Annotated in this window: 16 protein-coding genes and 1 pseudogene; 12 read left to right on the top strand and 5 right to left on the bottom strand. The window is 68.6% G+C overall.

Annotated features, from left to right (window positions below):
• The first annotated feature begins 52 nt into the window (after positions 1-52).
• The 7 genes and pseudogenes from clpB (at position 53) to AC5WS7_RS36820 (ending at position 7,325) form a co-directional block, all read left to right on the top strand.
• Positions 53-2,617: an ATP-dependent chaperone ClpB gene (gene clpB / locus AC5WS7_RS36790; protein WP_495959266.1), complete on the top strand. Its 2,565-nt coding sequence runs from the start codon at positions 53-55 to the stop codon at positions 2,615-2,617.
• 58 nt (positions 2,618-2,675) lie between these two features.
• Positions 2,676-3,527 (top strand): DUF5666 domain-containing protein, encoded by an 852-nt coding sequence (locus AC5WS7_RS36795; RefSeq protein WP_495959267.1) that lies wholly within the window; start codon positions 2,676-2,678, stop codon positions 3,525-3,527.
• Between the two features lie 85 nt (positions 3,528-3,612).
• Entirely contained in the window at positions 3,613-4,800 is a 1,188-nt protein-coding gene (locus AC5WS7_RS36800) for a TtfA family protein (RefSeq protein WP_495959268.1), read from the top strand.
• Between the two features lie 60 nt (positions 4,801-4,860).
• Positions 4,861-5,670, top strand: coding sequence for an SDR family NAD(P)-dependent oxidoreductase (locus AC5WS7_RS36805; protein WP_495959269.1), 810 nt, complete (start codon positions 4,861-4,863; stop codon positions 5,668-5,670).
• A 50-nt stretch (positions 5,671-5,720) separates the two neighbouring features.
• Entirely contained in the window at positions 5,721-6,266 is a 546-nt protein-coding gene (pyrE, locus tag AC5WS7_RS36810) for an orotate phosphoribosyltransferase (RefSeq protein ID WP_067884303.1), read from the top strand.
• 220 nt (positions 6,267-6,486) lie between these two features.
• Positions 6,487-6,609, top strand: a pseudogene (locus AC5WS7_RS36815) (3-oxoacyl-ACP synthase); the annotation flags it as partial.
• A complete protein-coding gene (locus tag AC5WS7_RS36820; RefSeq protein WP_495959270.1) occupies positions 6,609-7,325 on the top strand; it encodes a lysoplasmalogenase in 717 nt (238 codons plus the stop codon). The pseudogene AC5WS7_RS36815 and the gene AC5WS7_RS36820, both read left to right, overlap by 1 nt.
• 3 nt (positions 7,326-7,328) lie before the next feature.
• On the opposite strand, the gene AC5WS7_RS36825 is transcribed toward AC5WS7_RS36820, so the two are convergent.
• Positions 7,329-7,748, bottom strand: coding sequence for a hypothetical protein (locus AC5WS7_RS36825; protein ID WP_495959271.1), 420 nt, complete (start codon positions 7,746-7,748; stop codon positions 7,329-7,331).
• A gap of 203 nt (positions 7,749-7,951) precedes the next feature.
• Between AC5WS7_RS36825 and AC5WS7_RS36830 the strand changes: the two genes are divergently transcribed.
• Both AC5WS7_RS36830 and AC5WS7_RS36835 read left to right on the top strand, forming a co-directional pair.
• A complete protein-coding gene (locus tag AC5WS7_RS36830) occupies positions 7,952-8,635 on the top strand; it encodes a TrmH family RNA methyltransferase (protein WP_495959272.1) in 684 nt (227 codons plus the stop codon).
• A gap of 82 nt (positions 8,636-8,717) precedes the next feature.
• Positions 8,718-9,905, top strand: a complete 1,188-nt coding sequence (locus AC5WS7_RS36835; RefSeq protein WP_495959273.1) for a glycoside hydrolase family 76 protein — start codon at positions 8,718-8,720, stop codon at positions 9,903-9,905.
• 13 nt (positions 9,906-9,918) lie between these two features.
• On the opposite strand, the gene AC5WS7_RS36840 is transcribed toward AC5WS7_RS36835, so the two are convergent.
• Together AC5WS7_RS36840 and AC5WS7_RS36845 are read right to left on the bottom strand one after the other, a co-directional pair.
• Positions 9,919-10,584: a DedA family protein gene (locus tag AC5WS7_RS36840; RefSeq protein WP_495959357.1), complete on the bottom strand. Its 666-nt coding sequence runs from the start codon at positions 10,582-10,584 to the stop codon at positions 9,919-9,921.
• Positions 10,585-10,624: 40 nt separating this feature from the next.
• Complete coding sequence (locus AC5WS7_RS36845; RefSeq protein WP_495959274.1) at positions 10,625-11,341, bottom strand: DedA family protein; 717 nt, start codon at positions 11,339-11,341, stop codon at positions 10,625-10,627.
• A 141-nt stretch (positions 11,342-11,482) separates the two neighbouring features.
• Here AC5WS7_RS36845 and fbaA point away from each other — a divergent pair, with 141 nt between their 5' ends.
• Together fbaA and AC5WS7_RS36855 are read left to right on the top strand one after the other, a co-directional pair.
• Positions 11,483-12,550 (top strand): class II fructose-bisphosphate aldolase, encoded by a 1,068-nt coding sequence (fbaA, locus tag AC5WS7_RS36850; RefSeq protein ID WP_495959358.1) that lies wholly within the window; start codon positions 11,483-11,485, stop codon positions 12,548-12,550.
• A gap of 345 nt (positions 12,551-12,895) precedes the next feature.
• Positions 12,896-14,014: a BTAD domain-containing putative transcriptional regulator gene (locus AC5WS7_RS36855; protein WP_495959275.1), complete on the top strand. Its 1,119-nt coding sequence runs from the start codon at positions 12,896-12,898 to the stop codon at positions 14,012-14,014.
• Position 14,015: 1 nt separating this feature from the next.
• On the opposite strand, the gene AC5WS7_RS36860 is transcribed toward AC5WS7_RS36855, so the two are convergent.
• On the bottom strand, positions 14,016-14,354 hold the full coding sequence (locus AC5WS7_RS36860) for an excalibur calcium-binding domain-containing protein (protein ID WP_495959276.1): 339 nt from the start codon (positions 14,352-14,354) through the stop codon (positions 14,016-14,018).
• Positions 14,355-14,643: 289 nt separating this feature from the next.
• On the opposite strand from AC5WS7_RS36860, the gene AC5WS7_RS36865 reads away from it, so the two are divergent.
• Entirely contained in the window at positions 14,644-16,089 is a 1,446-nt protein-coding gene (locus AC5WS7_RS36865; RefSeq protein ID WP_495959277.1) for a glycoside hydrolase family 183 protein, read from the top strand.
• Here AC5WS7_RS36865 and AC5WS7_RS36870 read toward each other — a convergent pair.
• On the bottom strand, positions 16,086-17,129 hold the full coding sequence (locus tag AC5WS7_RS36870; RefSeq protein ID WP_495959278.1) for a fused (3R)-hydroxyacyl-ACP dehydratase subunits HadA/HadB: 1,044 nt from the start codon (positions 17,127-17,129) through the stop codon (positions 16,086-16,088). The genes AC5WS7_RS36865 and AC5WS7_RS36870 overlap by 4 nt on opposite strands.
• Between the last annotated feature and the right edge of the window lie 39 nt (positions 17,130-17,168).

Consider the following 17,168-nt stretch of genomic DNA (forward strand, 5'->3'; position numbering starts at 1 on the left):
TGATCGGAAGCAGCCGGACGAGGCTGCGCAGACGACACGTAGGAAGGTGACCGTGGACTCGTTCAATCCCACCACCAAGACCCAGGCGGCGCTGACCGCCGCATTGCAGTCCGCCTCGGCAGCGGGCAATCCGGAGATCCGTCCGGCGCACTTGCTGGTGGCGTTGCTGGATCAGACCGACGGCATCGCCGCCCCGCTGCTCGAGGCCGTTGCCGTCGATCCGGCCACGGTCCGGCGCGAGGCCCAGGACATCGTGGACCGGCTGCCGCGGGCCAGCGGCGCCACCACCACGCCGCAGCTCGGCCGCGAGGCCCTCGCCGCCCTCACCGCCGCACAGCAGCTGGCCACCGAACTCGGTGACGAGTACGTCTCCACCGAACATCTGATGGTCGGCCTGGCGCGCGGCGATTCCGACGTATCCCAACTCCTGCTGAAGTACGGCGCGACGGCGGACGGGTTGCGTGAGGCGTTCACGGCGGTGCGCGGTAACGCCCGCGTCACCTCCCCGGACCCCGAGGGCAGCTACCAGGCGCTGGAGAAGTACTCCACCGATCTGACCGCCGCCGCCCGCGAGGGCAAACTCGATCCGGTCATCGGCCGCGACACCGAGATCCGGCGCGTGGTGCAGGTGCTGAGCCGCCGCACCAAGAACAATCCGGTGCTGATCGGTGAGCCCGGCGTCGGCAAGACCGCGATCGTCGAGGGTCTGGCCCAGCGCATCGTCGCCGGTGACGTACCGGAGTCGTTGCGCGGCAAGACATTGGTCTCGCTCGACCTGGGCGCGATGGTCGCCGGGGCCAAGTACCGCGGCGAATTCGAGGAGCGGCTCAAGGCCGTGCTCGAGGAGATCAAGCAGAGTGCCGGGCAGATCATCACGTTCATCGACGAGCTGCACACCATCGTCGGCGCGGGCGCGACCGGTGAGTCGGCCATGGACGCGGGCAACATGATCAAGCCGATGCTCGCGCGCGGCGAACTGCGTCTGGTCGGCGCGACCACGCTGGACGAATACCGCCAGCACATCGAGAAGGACGCGGCGCTGGAGCGGCGCTTCCAGCAGGTGCTGGTCGGCGAGCCCTCGGTGGAGGACACCATCGGCATCCTGCGCGGACTCAAGGAGCGGTACGAGGTGCACCACGGTGTGCGGATCACCGACTCCGCGCTGGTGGCGGCCGCGACGCTGTCCGATCGGTACATCACCTCCCGGTTCCTGCCGGACAAGGCGATCGACCTGGTCGACGAGTCGGCCTCGCGGCTGCGCATGGAGATCGACTCGCGTCCGGTGGAGATCGACGAGGTCGAACGCGCGGTGCGCCGGCTCGAGATCGAGGAGGTCGCCCTGGCCAAGGAGACCGACGCGGCGTCCAAGCAACGCCTGGAGAAGTTGCGTCAGGAACTGGCCGACGACCGCGAGAAGCTCAACCAGCTGATGGCCCGCTGGCAGAACGAGAAGCAGGCCATCGACAGTGTGCGCGGCATCAAGGAGGAACTCGAATCGCTGCGCGGCGAATCCGAGCGCGCCGAACGCGACGGTGATCTGGGCAAGGCCGCCGAACTGCGTTACGGGCGCATCCCCCAGCTGGAGAAGCAGCTGGCCGTGGCCGAGGAGAAGGCCGGGACCACCGGCAGCGGCCCGGACGGCGAGGTGATGCTCAAAGAGGAGGTCGGCCCGGACGACATCGCCGAGGTGGTCTCGTCGTGGACCGGAATCCCGGTCGGGCGGATGCTCGAGGGCGAGACGCAGAAGCTGCTGCGCATGGAGGACGAGCTGGGCCGCCGCGTGGTGGGCCAGTCCGAGGCCGTGCAGGCGGTGTCGGACGCGGTGCGCCGGGCGCGTGCCGGGGTCGCGGACCCGAACCGGCCCACCGGGTCGTTCCTGTTCGTCGGCCCGACCGGCGTCGGCAAGACCGAATTGGCGAAGGCGCTGGCGGACTTCCTGTTCGACGACGAACGCGCCATGATCCGGATCGATATGAGCGAGTACTCCGAGAAGCACGCGGTGGCTCGCCTGGTCGGCGCGCCGCCCGGATACGTCGGCTACGACCAGGGCGGTCAGCTCACCGAGGCGGTGCGGCGCAGGCCGTACACGGTGGTGCTGTTCGACGAGATCGAGAAGGCGCACCCGGACGTGTTCGACATCCTGCTGCAGGTGCTCGACGAGGGCCGGCTGACCGACGGGCAGGGCCGCACGGTCGACTTCCGCAACACCATCCTCATCCTCACCTCCAACCTCGGCGCGGGCGGCGACAAGGAGTTCGTGATGAACGCGGTGCGCTCCGCGTTCAAACCGGAATTCCTGAACCGCCTGGACGATGTGGTGATGTTCCACGCGCTCGACGAGGAGCAGCTCGAGGAGATCGTCGGAATCCAGCTGGAACAGTTGCAGAAGCGTCTGTCCCAGCGTCGGCTCACTCTCGATGTCAGCCCTTCGGCGCGGTTCTGGCTGGCCGTGCGCGGGTACGACCCGGCCTACGGCGCCCGCCCGCTGCGCCGGCTGATCCAGCAGGCCATCGGCGATTCGCTGGCCAAGGAACTGCTGGCAGGCGAGGTCACCGACGGCGATCTGGTGAAGGTCAACGTCTCACCGGACGGTGACGGGCTGATAGTCGGCCGGTGAACCGGGCGGTAACGGCCGACCCTCGGATGTGGCGTGCGTCTCCCCTAGTCTGGAATGTATGACCAATCCGAGCGATCCGTGGGCACAGCGGCCGGACTCGTCCGACGCGCCGACCGAACATCTCGGAGCGTCGGGCGAGCCGGAGGGCAGGCGTACGACGGAGTACTCGGACGCCTACGGCTCGACCGAGCCGTACCAGTACTTCGACCAGACTCCCGGGCCGAATCCGACCCGGGAGCTGCCGCCGTATCAGAGCCAGTGGGGCGTGTACGAGGGCCCGGGCCCGGGTGAGGCCACCTACGACACCCAGTGGATCGGCCAGACCCGGCCGATGCCCGGCCGGAACGACCCGCAGCCGACGCTGGTCGGCCCGCCCGATCTGCCGCCGGACCAGCCACCGCCGCATCGCGACCGCCGCGGCATGTGGGTCGGGCTGACCCTGCTTGCCTTCGCCGTGGTGGTGCTCGGCGCGGTCGCCGTCGGTCTGTTCCTGGGCAACGACTCCTCGTCCTCGTCGAGCGCCGGGGGCACCACGTACCGCTCCGCTCCCACCGGGCTGCCGATGTTCCCGCAGTCGCCCGACACCCCCGGCACCGGCTCGACCAGCGCGCCGCAGCTGCCCGGCCTGGGCGGGACCGCCGACGGCCTCGGCGCGACGATGGGCACCATCAAGGCCAACGACGGGTCGACCCTTACCATCGATTCGCTGTCCGGCTCGAGCATCACCGTGCACACCGACGCCAAGACCGAGGTGATCGCACTGGGTTCGAGCACCATCGCCGATCTGCACCCGGGCGATATGGTCGTGGTCCAGGGCGACAAGAACCCCGACGGATCGATTCAGGCCAAGATCGTCATCGGCACCGCACTGCCTTCGCAGGCCACCCCGAACCCAACGCCCACGCGCTGATCCGCGGCCCGCGAACCGGGCGGCCACACACAACACGCAGTGCGCACACCGCGTGCGGTGCGCGCGCCAACTAGACTCATCCGCGATGACGGCAATGTGGTTCGGACTCGCGGCGATCGCACTGGTTGGTGCGATCGTGCTGCTGTATTTCGATCGGCTCCAGCGGCAGCGGACCGGTCACGTGCGTCAGGTCTGGGCGAAAGCCCAGGGCTACACCTATGTTTCGGTCGAACCGGCGCTGGCGTCCACGTGGCGTCGCGGTGCGATGGCCAAACTGGGGTACCTGTCCGCGGTCGATGTGGTCTCGGGTAACCGCAAGGGCGAGAAGTTCGTTCTGTTCGATCTGGAGGATGCCGCGACGCTGGTCGCCGTGCGCCGGCAGATCGGCTCCGATATCGATATCGACCTGCGCCTGAAGACCGCCGCCCCGCCCAAGGACGCGGATCTGGAACTGCTCGGCGCGATCGGCGACCGGGTGGTGTTCGCGACGAATCCGGACATCGCCCGGCACGCGGTGGATCAGCGCATGGTCGCCTTCATCGAAACCCTCTCCGGCAGCGTGCAACAGCTGTGGAGCGAGGGCAACTGGACGCTGGGCGTGCTGCCCGTGGGCCTGTCCTCGCGCGAATGGGAGGGGGCGATCGACGCGGTGCTGCGCCTGTCCGGCCTGCTGCACGTGCTGCCGCCGGTGGCCGGTGGCGGCGAGTCCGGCGATCCGGACGCGCACGATCCGGGGCGCCCGCGTCCGCGCACCCGCGCCGAGGACGATCCGGATTACGACGAGGATCGTTCGGGCGCACGCGGTTACGGCGATTACCAGCAGGACCGTCGCTACGACGACGAGCGCAGGTACGCCGAACGTTCCGATGCGGACCGCCGCTACGACGAGCGCGCCTACGACCCCGAGGACCAGGACGATCGCGCGCACCCGTCCGCGAAGTTCGACGAATTCGATTCCGAGCGACGCGATTACGAGATCCCGGCCGAGGGCGCCGGGGACGGGTACGCCCCGCTGGTCAACGACATCGCCGGGGAATCCGAACCGCCGCAACGCCGTCCAGCGCTGGCCGTGGTGCCCGATCCGCGCACCCGGGTGCGCCGCAACTGGCCCCCGGCCGAGGAGAAGTGGCCCGAGGACGAGGAGCACGAGCCCGAGGAACCCGAATTCGCCGAGGACTCGGCCGAGGATCTGCCCGAGGCCGAGGAGAGCGACCGGCCGGGCGGCCCGTTCCATCCCGGTTTCCGGCCGTATCAGGGTCCCGCGCCGCGCTGAGCACGCCGCGTGCGGACCGCGGGTGCACGGTGATCCGCACGGGTGCGCGATGATGAAGTCATGACCGAAACACCCGCCGCTCGCCTACCCGGCGCGAGCAGGCCCGTCGCCGTGGTCACCGGCCCGACGTCCGGAATCGGGCACGCCTACGCGACGCGCCTGGCCTCGCTCGGCTACGACTTGGTGCTGGTCGCCCGCGACGAGCAGCGCCTTCGCGCCCTGGGTGACGAGCTGAGCAGGCGTTTCGACACCGGTTCCGAGATACTGCGCGCGGATCTGGCGGTCGCCGCAGACCGCGAGCGGGTCGCCGCACGGCTGGCCGAGGGCGTCGAGTTCCTGGTGAACAGTGCGGGCCTGGGCATCTCCGGCGAGTTCTGGACCAACGACCCGGCGCAGCTGCAGGCGCAACTGGACGTGAACGTGACTGCGGTCATGCAACTGACCCGCGCGGCGCTGCCGCCGATGATCGCCGCCGCGAAGGGAGCGATCGTGAACCTCGCCAGCGTCGCGGGCCTGATCCCCGGACGCGGGTCGACGTATTCGGCGTCCAAGGCCTACGTCGTATCCTTGTGCGAAGGGCTGGCGGGCGGACTCGCAGGAACGGGAGTTCGAGTGCAGGCGCTGTGCCCCGGATTCGTCCACACCGAATTCCACGATCGGGCCGGTATCGATATGTCTTCGCTGCCGAAGCCGATGTGGCTCGATGTCGAGCAGGTTGTGGCGGGTTCACTGCGTGATCTGGAATCGAACCAGGTGGTCAGCGTGCCCGGCGCCCAGTACAAGGTGCTGACCACGGTGGCCGGGATGATCCCGCGCTCCCTGCTGGTCCGCGCCAGCCGGACCCTGTTCAACGCACGCGGTAGGACTTGAGCGGCCAGGCCCGCAGCGGCCGGTCGACGAGAAAGGACACGGCACACAACATGATCGAATCGACCACCGACCGGGACAGACTGGCCGAGTTGGTACGGGAACTGGCCGTCGTGCACGGCCGGGTCACCCTGTCTTCGGGCAAGGAGGCCGACTACTACGTCGACCTGCGGCGCGCGACGCTACACCACCAGGCCGCGCCGCTGATCGGAAAGTTGTTGCGCGAGTTGGTATCCGACTGGGAGTTCGATGCGGTCGGCGGGCTCACCATGGGCGCCGATCCGGTGGCCGTGGCGGTGATGCACGCGCCCGGACGTCCGGTGGACGCCTTCGTGGTGCGCAAAGCCGCCAAGACGCACGGCATGCAGCGGCAGATCGAGGGGCCGGACATCACCGGTAAGCGGGTACTCGTCGTGGAGGACACCACTACGACCGGCAATTCCCCGCTGACCGCGGTGCGCGCGCTGCGCGAGGCCGGGGCGACGGTGGTCGGCGTGGCGACCGTGGTGGACCGGGAGACCGGGGCCGATCAGGTGATCGCCGCGGAGGGGCTGGAATACCGCTCGATCCTCGGCCTGAAGGATCTCGCCCTGGGCTGACGGGCACATCCGGCGCTGTTGGCACTGCGTTAATCTTGACGCGGGTCTCCGGTTGAACAGCGTGGTTGAAGGGTCGTGTGAGTCGCCTGTGGTGAGCATTGCGGTGTACGAAGGGCGTCAGAACGTCGCGATGCTGCGCATCGGCGCTCACCGGCCCACCCGGATAGTCGGCAATGCCGAGGTGTGCAGGATGCTCGACTCCACCCCGGAATGGATCTACGAGCGCACCGGCAACACCTCGGCGGCGTCGATTCCGCCGGCCATGGAGGAGATGTCGGTCAGCGGCCGGGCCAAGGGCGGTCGGCCGGCCCTGCCGCCCGCGCCGCGTGAGCCGAGCTTGTGATGCGGCCGTTCCGGGTGGCCTACCTGGCCGCGGCCGCGCTGACCGTGGCCGGTGCGGTCACCGGGCGCGACCGGTTGCAGTGGATCGGCAAGCCCGTGATGATGCCGCTGCTGGCCGCCGACGTCGTGCGCGCGGGCGATGCGCTCGCGCCGGCCGATCGGCGATTGCTGCTCGGCTCGCTGGCCGCCGCGACGGTGGGCGATGTGCTGCTGATCGATCCGGACGACGATCGCCGCTTGGTCGCGGGCGCGAGCGCGTTCGCGGTGATGCAGACGGGATATTCGGCGTTGTGGTGGCGCCGCGGCGCGCGGCCGCGCATCGCGGTGGCGCTGCCCCGGATCGCGGCCTGGGCGGGAGCCGGTGCGCTGCTGCGGGTCCGGGCGGCCGGGATCGCGATTCCGTTGAGCGCCTACGGTGCGATGCTCGGCACGGCCGCGGTGCTCGCCTCGGATCCCGGACTGGCTCCGGGCGTGGAAACCGTTGCGGGGATGACACTTCCGTCGTCCGATCCGCGCAGCCGGCTGGGCGTGGGCGCGCTGTTGTTCACACTCTCGGACGGGCTGATCGTGCTGCGCCGCCTGTTCGCTCGCACCTCGCGCGCTCGGCGGATCAGCGAGGGCGTCATCCTGGGGACCTATGCCGCGGCGCAGTTGCTGCTGGCCGATTCCCGGGTCCACCGGCGAGCGGCCGGTTCGCGCACGGTCGCGGGGGCGTGAAGCTCACAGGCACAGGATGATTCGGTCCCGGTCCGCCGGGTCGACGCGGATCGAGATCGTCTCGCCGACCGCGATCCGCGGCCGGTCGATCGGCGCGACGTCGAAAACGATGGTGCCGCGGTAGGTTTCCGATCCCGGCACGTTCAGTTCGAGATCCAGCTCGGTGAGTTCGGTGTGATGGTCGGTGTGCGCGAGCGGATGGACCGCCTCGATCACCGCCCAGCCTTCCAGCCCGTGCCGCAACAGCTTCCGGTCACTGTGCGAGGGGCGCTGCGCGTAGAGCATTCCCAGGCCGACGCAGGAGCCGAACATCCCCACCAGCGCCACCATCTGAAATGCCACCGTCCCAGGCGGCGTGCGATGCACCACCCACCCCAGCCACAGACAGAGAAGAACGATGTACCCGGCGGTCACACCGAGCACCGCGCGAAGTATCCGAGAGTGGTTCACGACCCACCTCCACCGCCATCTTCCAGGGTAGTGCTCCCGTACCATCCCGCGCAGGAAATGTGGGCGCACCCGGCCGCACCGGTGCGGCCGCCGGGGAATCGCGGACCGGGCACGTTGAGGTTTTCCGGCGTGTGTGATCATCCATCGGTGTTTTCCACCAGCGTGCGGTCGGCGTCGTGAGTGCGGGCGAGGCCCCCGGCGAGCAGGAACTCCCCGGGCCGACCGAATGGGGTGAGCATCCGCACGGGGTCGGGCCGTGGGCGCGGGAGTTCGGCACCGAGCCGCCGCAGGACGCCCGCCTGGATCCGGAGTTGCTGGCCGAGGGGGACCGGCGCAACGTCGTGGACGCGTACCGGTACTGGACGCGGGAGGCGATCGTCGCCGATATCGATCGGCGCAGGCACGAATTCCATGTCGCCATCGAGAATTTCGGGCACGACGCGAATATCGGCACCGTGGTCCGCACGGCCAACGCGTTCGCCGCGGCGGCGGTGCACATCGTCGGGCGGCGGCGCTGGAATCGCCGGGGTGCGATGGTGACCGATCGGTATCAGCACATCGAACATCACGCCGATATCCCCGAACTGCTGGCATACGCCGAACGCGCCGGCCTGGTGGTGGTCGCGGTCGACAACGTTCCCGGCGCGGTCCCGCTGGAGACGGTGCGACTCCCGCGCAACTGTCTGCTGCTGTTCGGGCAGGAGGGGCCCGGGGTCACCGATCAGGCGAAGTCCGCCGCGGCCATGACCGTCTCGATCGCCCAGTTCGGCTCCACCCGCAGTATCAACGCCGGGGTCGCGGCCGGAATCGCCATGCACACCTGGGTCGCCCAGCACGCCGATCTGACCCGGGCCTGGTGACCCGCGCGCCGATCGCGGATACGAGACGGTTGGGTAACAAATCGGGCGCGAAAAACGGCGTCCGGCTGGCAACATGTATCGCATGAGTGCGTCCAGCGACGATGTGCCCACACCTCCGCGCATCCGGGGCGCCTCCGGTGCGGCGGCCGAGCCGACGGCCGCGGAATGGTCTCGCCGGGCCGATCTGGCCGAGTCCGCGATCGTGTCGCGCGATCTGCACCGGTTGTGGGGCATTCCGGGAACCGAACTCGGTGTCGTCGGCTGGCCCGCGTTGCCGCGCGAGCGCCTGTTCCTGACCTGGAACTACTGGTGGCAGGCGCATCTGATCGACTGCGCGGTCGACGCCGCCAACCGCGAGCCCACCGCGGCCCGGGTGCGCCGCGTCGCGGCCCTGGCCCGCGGGCACCGGCTGCGCAACATCACCGGCTGGACGAACAACTACTACGACGATATGGCCTGGCTGGCGCTGGCGCTGCAGCGCGCGGAGCACATCCGCGGCGTCACCGATGTGCGCAGCGGGCTCGTCGCGCTGGAGAAGGCGCTGACCACCGGCTGGCAGCCGCGGATCGGCGCGCTCCCGTGGCGCAAGGGCGCGGATTACTACAACGCCCCGGCCAACGGTCCGGCCGGCATCGCCCTGGCCCGGTTCGGCCGCTACACCCGGGCGGCGGAGATCGCCGACTGGCTGGAGGCGAATCTGCGGGACGACGAGACCGGCCTGATCCTGGACGGCGTGCACCTGCCCTCGGAACGGGTGGAGCGCAACGTCTTCACCTACTGCCAGGGCGTCGTCCTCGGGCTGGAAACCGAATTGGCTTTGCACACAGGCGAATCCGTGCACGTGGACCGGGTGCGCCGGCTGCTGGCCGCGGTCGCGGAGCAGATGACCGACCACGGCGTCGTCACCGGCGGCAGCGGCGGCGACGGCGGGCTGTTCAACGGAATTCTGGTGCGCTATCTGGCACTGGTGGCCTTACTGCTGCCCGGCGAGGACGCCGATCGGGCGCAGATCCGGCGGCAGGCCGCCTCGATCGTGACCGCCTCGGCCCGCGCGGCCTGGGATCATCGCCTCGAAGTGGAGGGTGAGCCGCTGTTCGGCGACGTCTGGACCGATCCGGCGCAACTGCCCGTCGGCACCGCGGGCGCGGCGAAGTTCACCTCGAACGGATCGGTCACACCCTCGCGCATCCCGGAACGGGACCTGTCGGTGCAGCTGTCGGGCTGGATGCTGATGGAGGCCGCGCACACGGTGACCGCCGCCGGACTCTGAAGCGCCCGGACGCTCAGCGGGTCTCACCCTCGACGCATACGGTTTCGGGCCGATCGAGGTCGAATTCCTCCGCCGGCCGGGCCATCTCGACCCGATACTGCCGGATGCCCAGCGCGGTCCCGATGATCAGGCAGGCGACCAGGGTCCCGATCACCGTCGGCATGAGCCAAGACACCCTGCCCAGGAATCCGCCCGCGTAGAAGCCGATCAGCAGCAGCACCGGCGCCCAGATGATCGCGCCGACCGTGCTGGCGATGGTGTAGCGGCGGTGATCCATCCGCGCGGCGCCGGCCACCAGCGGGCACAGCGTGCGCACCCAGGGAATCCAGCGCGCCACCAGCACCGCCAGGAAACCGTGCCGTTGCAACATCTCGGTGACCCGGGTGAGATTGCGGGTATTGATGTAGCGCCCGTCGCGGCGGGCCACCAGCCGATGCCCGGTGCGGTGCCCGATGACGTACCCCACCTGATTGCCCGCGATCGCGGCGATCATCGTGCCCACCGCCAGCCCCCACACCTGAGTGCTGCCGGTCTCGTGCGAGGCGAGCACGATTCCGGCGGTGAGCAGCATCGAGTCACCGGGCAGGAACAGGCCGATGATCAGGGCGCATTCGAGGAATACGAAGATCAGTACGACGGTCCAAACCAGCAGCGGCCCGGCGGAATCCAGCGGTTCCATACCGCCGAGTGCGAGGGTGAGCGGGGTGTTCGGCAATGTGTCAGCGCAAGGATTCGTTCGTCGGAACAGCGTCGGGTTCGGTCTCGGCGAGCACGGGCTCGTGGTTGCGGAGCTTCTTGGCGACCGAGATGATGCCCGGCAGGATCGAGACGACGACGATCAGGATGAAGATCGCCTCGATGTGGTTGCGGATGAACGACACGTTGCCCAGCAGCGCGCCCAGAATCGTGACGCCGCCGCCCCACGCGATACCGCCGACGATGTCGAAGGTCAGGAACTTGCGGTAGTCCATCCGGGACACGCCCGCCAGTACCGGCATGAAGGTGCGCACGATCGGCACGAACCGGCCCAGGATGATCGTCTTGGGCCCGTACTTCTCGAAGAACGCGTGCGTCTCGGTGACGTAGCGCTGTTTGAAGAAGCGACTGTCCTGCTTGTGGAACAGCGCCGGGCCGATCGCCCGCCCGATCCAGTAGGCACACTGATCGCCCGCGATGGCGGTGAGCGCGACGGCGGGCACCAGCACCCAGATCGATACCGGATGCGGATCGTGCACCGCCAGCATCCCGCCCGTGAACAGCAGCGAGTCGCCGGGCAGGACCGGGAACAACAGGCCCGTTTCGATGAAGACGATGACCATGATGGCCGGGAGCACCGCATTCTTCAGCGGGGTTTCCGTGAGCAGGTGCACGGGATCGAGCAGCCCCTTTATTCCGGAGCTGCTCGCGAGAACGTCGGTAATGGCCAGCGCGGTCACGGCCCCCACAGTACCGGCCCTGTCGCTATCACACCGAGCCGTGCCGAATTTGCGGTGGTCCACGGCCCGGGCTCGCCGCGCGCACGGCGGTACCACCTTCCGGTGCGGTGACCCGGCACCCTAGGGTAGTAGAGGACAGATCTGTTTCTTCACACCACGGAGGTCACTGCAGTGCCCATCGCGACTCCGGAGGTCTACGCCGAGATGCTCGGTCGGGCCAAAGAGAACTCCTTCGCATTCCCCGCGATCAACTGCACGTCGTCGGAGACGATCAACGCAGCGATCCGCGGTTTCGCCGAGGCCGGCAGTGACGGCATCATCCAGTTCTCCACCGGCGGAGCCGAATTCGGTTCCGGTCAGGGTGTGAAGGATATGGTCACCGGCGCGGTCGCACTGGCGGAGTTCGCGCACGTGATCGCGGCGAAGTACGACGTGACCATCGCGCTGCACACCGACCACTGCCCCAAGGACAAGCTGGACGGCTTCGTCCGGCCGCTGCTGGCCATCTCCTCCGAGCGGGTGAAGGCCGGGCAGCACCCGCTGTTCCAGTCGCACATGTGGGACGGTTCGGCCATCCCGATCGACGAGAACCTCGAGATCGCCAAGGAACTGCTCAAGCAGGCCGCCGCGGCGAACATCATCCTCGAGGTCGAGATCGGCGTCGTCGGCGGTGAGGAGGACGGTGTCGAGGCCGAGATCAACGAGAAGCTCTACACCTCCTCGGAAGACTTCGTGAAGACGATCGACGCGCTGGGCGCCGGCGAGAACGGCAAGTACCTGCTCGCCGCGACGTTCGGCAACGTGCACGGCGTCTACAAGCCGGGCAACGTGGTGCTCAAGCCCGAGGTGCTCGCCGAGGGCCAGCGGGTCGCCTCGGCCAAGCTGGGCCTGTCCGACGGCGCCAAGCCGTTCGACTTCGTCTTCCACGGCGGTTCGGGCTCGCTGAAGTCCGAGATCGACGATTCGCTGAAGTACGGCGTGGTGAAGATGAACGTCGACACCGACACCCAGTACGCGTTCACCCGCCCGATCGCGGGTCACATGTTCGCCAACTACGACGGTGTGCTGAAGATCGACGGCGAGGTCGGCAACAAGAAGACCTACGACCCGCGCAGCTACCTGAAGAAGGCCGAGACCTCGATGGCCGAGCGCGTCGTGGAGGCCTGCAACGACCTGAGGTCCGCGGGCAAGTCCGTCAGCGCGAAGTAGTTGTGCTTCCCCGCCTTCCCGGGACGCCCCTCCGCCTCCCCGGGACTTCAGCGTGTCGCTGGGTGCCCGGGGAGTTACCCATGTGCGTGACGAGATCGGTTGTCGGGTGCGGATCGGGCCGGTGGGTGCGGCCGGGCTCGCGTTTCCGGGTGACAGGTGGGAGCGTGGTCCGGTCTCGGGTGTGCCCATGCGGATGCCCAGGTGAATTGCGAGAGCAGTTGTTGCGCAGGGCCGTCGGGGCGCGGGTGTACCGTGACTCCGACGGGGCGGCGCCGTCCTAGCGGCTAGGCGGGGTAGAAAGTGTCACACAGCTTGGATGTTCGGGTTCTCGGGCCCGTTCGATTGATGATCGATGGTGCGCCCGTCGCCGTGGGCGGGCCCAAACCGCGGGCATTGCTGGCCGCGCTGACGGTGAATCGGCGGCGCGCGGTGTCCTCGCAGGCGCTGGCCGATATCGTCTGGAACGAGGAACCACCGGACTCCTATCAGGCGAGCCTGCAGGTGTTCGTCTCGAATATCCGCAAGACACTGCGCAATTCGGGCCTGGACCCGGCGGCGGTGCTGCGCACCGAATCGGCGGGCTATCGACTCGAGATTCCGGACGACGGTTGCGATCTGGGTCGCTTCGACGCCGCGCGCCGGTCCGGTTCGGAGGCGGCCGCGGCCGGTGATCATCGCCGGGCGTCGGAATCGTTCGCCGCCGCCTTGGCCGAGTGGAGCGGTAAGGCGCTGGACGATCTGTCCGGCCTGCACTTCGCCGAAAGTTTCGCCACCGCCATGGACGAGGAGCGGCTACTGGTCGCCTCGGCCCGGATCGACGCCGAAATCGCTTGTGGCCGCGCAGCTTCCGTCGTCGGCGAACTGGTCGCGATGACCGGGGAGCATCCGCTGCGCGAACCGCTGTGGGTGCAGCTGATCACCGCGCTGTACCTGTCCGGGCGGCAGGCCGACGCGCTGGAGGCGTGCCGCCGGGTCCGCACGGTGCTGGCCGACGAGCTGGGAATCGATCCGGGTCCGGCGCTGAGCGAGCTGGAGCAGCGGGTGCTGCGGCAGGAACCGCTGAACACCGCCGCGATCGCCGAGGTCGAGCGGATGGCGCAGGCGATGACCGAGACGGTCACCGAGACGCCGCGGTGGGCGCGGTCCGGACAGCTGCGACTCCCCGACGGACGGGCGGTCCCGATTCCCAAGGGCGGCTTGAAGATCGGCCGCATGACCGACAACGACCTGGTCCTGGACGACCCGAAGGTCAGCCGGTACCACGCGCACATCCTGCCGAGCCGGGCCGGTCTGCTGATCAAGGATCTGCACTCGGCCAACGGCATCTACATCAACGAGGAGCCGATCGAGAGCGGTTCGGTGCTCGCCGACGGCGATACCGTGCGGATCGGGGCGACGATCCTGCGGTTCGAGGGATCCTCGGAGGCGCCGCCGACCGCGGCGCTCGCCCCGGTCGCGCAGTAGCTCAGGGAGTGGTGCTGCCGGGTCCGCAGGCCACGCCGGTGCCCTTCGGGTCGAGCAGTGCGCTGTATCCGGGCTGCGAGGAGTACAGCGGCGCCTTGCCCGCCGCGCGCACCGCGGCGCAGTTCGGATACCAGACCGGGGTGTTCCGATCGTCGGAGTTGTTCTGCGGCGAGCTGATCGTGCCCTGATCGTTCACGGTGAATCCGCTGCCACCGGCACTCGCGCCGCCGGTACCGGCCCCCGACCCCGGTGCGGCCAGGGCCGCGGCGGGTGCGGCCAGGCCGAGCAGCGCGGCTGCGGCCACGACGGGAATCGTGCGGCGAAATGCTGGGATCTTCATGGCGGCAATCCTGAACGCGGCTATCGGACAAGGGCTTCGACTCAACTCTAGGCCGCGTTCCTGAGACAGGTGACCGACCAGATTCACCCAGGCTCGTTCACCTCTGGCAATGTCAACCCCGAGGCCGTGGCCCGGGTCGATTCTGGACTGACGGAGCGGGGGAGCGAAGCGGAGGAGCGGAGGAGGGAAGAATCGGCCCCTTGGGGGCCGCGGCCCGCCGCAGCGAAGCGGAGGCATCGAACACAGTAAGGTCTGGTCCGGGCGACGACGCGCAAGAGGGGTTTGGACCATGGGTATGCGGCTGTTTGCTGCCGTCGGGACGGTTGTCGTCGGAGTGCTGGGCGTACCGCCCGTGGTGCACGCGGAACCGGTTCCGGTGCCCGGGATCGGGCCGTGTGTAACCGATCCGGTGCCGGCGCACGCCTCGCTGGTGCCCAAGACCCTCGAGGTTCCGGTGCCCTATCCGGTGGTCACCGTGGATTCGGGTCCGCCGCCGTCGGTGCCGGTGAAGCGCACCACGATGACGTTGCCCGCCGACCCGTGCACTGATCCGTGCCCGGATCTGACCGATACGCCCGCACCGCCGCCGGGTCTGTTGCAGCGCCTCGGCCTGCCCGATGTGCTGTTGAATCCCAAGCCTTTCTATCTCGCCCTGCCGCCGGGGCCTTCGCCGCACACCGGCCCGCCGCCGCCCGTCCAGCAGCATCCGCCGACCGAAGCCGGACCGCAATCGCCGGTGCGCGCCGCGCCGCGGATCGGCCAGGTCACCGAGGTGGCCGCGGAGACCGGCGCGAACTCGGTGAACCGGACCGATAAACGCTGGCAGGTGTACGGCACCGATCTGGGGATCTCGTGGGAGAGCGCGCCCGGTGAGGTCGCCATGGCCTTCGGCGACACCGTCGGCGTGGGCTTCCATCCGCCCGGCGGCATGGGACAGGACTGGCGCAGTAATGTGCTGGCGTTCAGCAGGAATCGCGATCTGAGCCACGGTGTGATCTTCGACCGCATGGTGACCGACGACCGGTGCCACGCCGCCGAGGTGCTGGACAGCCGCAAGAAGGACAACATCGAGATCACCACCATCCCGACCTCGGGTTTCGCGATCGGATCGCGACAGTACCTGAGCTACATGTCGATTCGCACCTGGAACAGCGCGCCGGGCACATTCTTCACCAACTACGGCGGGATCGCCTACTCCGACGATCACGGCGCGACCTGGACCAAGGATCCCTACGCACACTGGGACGACATCTTCGGGCTGGCGAATTTCCAAGTGGCGGCGATGGTTCCGCAGGGCGACTACGTCTACATGTTCGGTACGCCCAATACCCGGCTGGGGTCGGTGGGATTGGCCCGGGTGCGTAAATCCGAGGTGCTCAACACTTCCGCGTACCAGTACTGGCACGAGGGTTCGTGGACGCCGGTGGGCGGATCCGGTTCCGCCACACCGATAGTCCAGGGCCCTGCCGGTGAGCTGTCGGTGCGCTACGACGCCGCCCGAAACGTCTGGCAGATGAGCTATCTGGACACCGCGAAGGGCGCAATCGTTCTGCGCGAAGCGAATTCACCCCAGGGCATCTGGTCCGAGAGCGCACCGACGGTCGGCGTCTCGAGTTATCCGGAACTGTACGGCGGCTTCATCCACCCCTGGTCCACCGGTTCGGACCTGTACTTCACCATCAGCACCTGGAGCGACTACAACGTCTACCTGATGCACGCCCGGCTGCTTTCCTAGCTCAATCGGACCTGGGCGATGGCCCGGCCGAAGAGTTTCTTTCCGGCGGAGGCGCCCGAGAGCAGCAGGGTGGCCGTGCGACGTTCGGGGTCCAGGGATTTGACCTTGGCGGTGAATTCGATCTCGGCCGGGGCGGTGGCCTCGACCGGAACCAGGGCGGCGAAGCGGACGCTGTACGACTCGATTGCGGTCGGGTCGCCCAGCCATGCGCTCAGATATTCCGCGCCCAGGCCCATGGTGAGCAGGCCGTGCGCGACGACGGTGGGCAGACCGGCGAGTTCGGCGGCGCGGTCGCTGAAGTGGATCGGGTTCGGGTCCCCGGCGACGCCGGCGTAGTTCACCAGATCGCCGCGGGTGAGCTGCATCCGCCCGAGCGGCAGCTCATCGCCGACCGACAGCTCCTCGAACCGGGGGATCGTGTGCACTTCGGTGTTCTCGCGCGACTGTGCCAGCGTCGGGAGGGTGACGGCCTGTTCCTCGGTGATCGGGATGAGCACGTCGGCGTCGGCGTCGGTGGGCTCGCGGCGCTGCATCACCAGGCCCTCGACCAGCCGGACGATATCGGGATCGACCTCCTGTCCCAACCGCGCCACGATCGTCACCGTCGCGACGACGGCGACCTGGCCGTCCTCGTCGATCACGGTGGCCCGCACGGTGACGAAGTCGTTGCCGCGCACCTGGCGGATCGATTCGATCTTCGCCTGACTGGTCGTGCGGTGGCCCGCCAGGATCGGGCGGTGAATCTCGAAAAGCTGGTCCGTCTGCAGGATTTGGGACAGATCGTACTGTGCGAGCGCCGAATCCAGCAGCGCCTGTGTGATCGTCATGCCGATGACGGCGGCGAAGGTCGGCGGCGCGAGGACGTTCTGGTAGCCGAGTTTGGCCGCCTCGTCCTCGAACCGGTGCGCCGGGTGGTTGTTCTGAACCGCGCGGGCGAACTCCCGGACCTTTTCGCGGCCGATATCGTAGTGATCGCGAACCCGGAAGTGCTGACCGATCAGTGCCGTGGTTGCCGACGTTTCGGGTGCCAGCTGCGGCATATCCCTGTGCTCCCCTGTGTGTATTTACTTTGTAGAACG

It is taken from the genome of Nocardia sp. PLKS1-43 (assembly GCF_059510335.1).